1 protein-coding gene is annotated in these 278 nt (G+C 70.5%); it reads left to right on the top strand.

The window, feature by feature from the left end:
- Window positions 1-278, top strand: a 278-nt coding sequence (locus KZZ06_RS20570; RefSeq protein ID WP_219581828.1) for a hypothetical protein, incomplete at both ends; no start/stop codon positions are given.

The raw sequence follows: 278 nt of genomic DNA, 5'->3' as shown, positions 1-278 counted from the left end.
CAGGGCCCGAGCCTCCCGTCTGTCGGGATCTTCGACACGATCGCCGGGTTGTTCCGGGCGAACGGCGGCCCGGTCTCAGCCGGCCAGCCGGTGACGGTGGGCGAGATGGGGCGCGAGCTGTTCGTGCCGAACGCCGACGGCAAGGTGATCCCGATCACCGCCGGTGGCATGGGCGGCGCGCAGTCCATCGACAACAGCCGCGCCTACAATATCGATGCGCGCGGAGCGCAGCAGGGGGTGGCCGAGCAGATTGCCGCGACGATGGCCGTCTACGACCG

It is taken from the genome of Sulfitobacter sp. CW3, assembly GCF_019392245.1.
Taxonomy (GTDB): domain Bacteria; phylum Pseudomonadota; class Alphaproteobacteria; order Rhodobacterales; family Rhodobacteraceae; genus Sulfitobacter.
The sequence above is the reverse complement of the archived record's forward strand: the minus strand, read 5'-3'. Positions and strand labels throughout refer to the sequence as shown.